Origin of the sequence: Roseovarius atlanticus (genome assembly GCF_001441615.1) — a bacterium.
Classification (GTDB): Bacteria; Pseudomonadota; Alphaproteobacteria; order Rhodobacterales; family Rhodobacteraceae; genus Roseovarius; species Roseovarius atlanticus.
This window is the reverse complement of the sequence record NZ_LAXJ01000065.1, coordinates 1-479: the sequence shown is the minus strand read 5'-3', so window position 1 is coordinate 479 and position 479 is coordinate 1. Positions and strand designations below refer to the sequence as shown.

Here is a 479-nt window from a genome sequence, read left to right as displayed (position 1 = left end):
TTCATCTGCGTGACAGTAAGCTTTCCCTCAACCCGGTCGGCAACGAACTCGATTTCCTGACCCTCCGCCATCTTGGCCATCATTGCTTCGTCAGCGCGGAACACCATGGTCATCGCGGGCATATCAAGGTTGACGAGAGGGCCGTGAATGATTGTGACTTTGCCGGCCTCCGCGTCGATTTTCTTGATGGTCCCGCTCGTGTACTCCACGTCAGCCTGAGCTATCTGGTCACCGACCGCGACCTCACGGTGCATGCCGGCTTCGTAGTGGCCCGGGATCAGGCATGCTGCTTCGAACGTACCAGAATTCGCGAAAGTCCAGACAACCTCACCCGACGCGCCCGCATCGAGACGGATACGGTTCGGATCGTCGTGTTCCATGTCCATCTTGGCCATTTCGATCTTGTGCTCGGCATTGCGCTCGACCGTGTCGAGTACGAACTCATGCTCCAACTCACCCTTGTTGGTGATGTTGAAGCG

General features: G+C 57.2%; 1 protein-coding gene. It reads right to left on the bottom strand.

Translation table 11 applies throughout. The features are described 5' to 3' along the window. A partial coding sequence (locus XM53_RS22315) for a copper-binding protein (RefSeq protein WP_057796992.1) occupies nt 1–479 on the bottom strand: 479 nt, incomplete at both ends.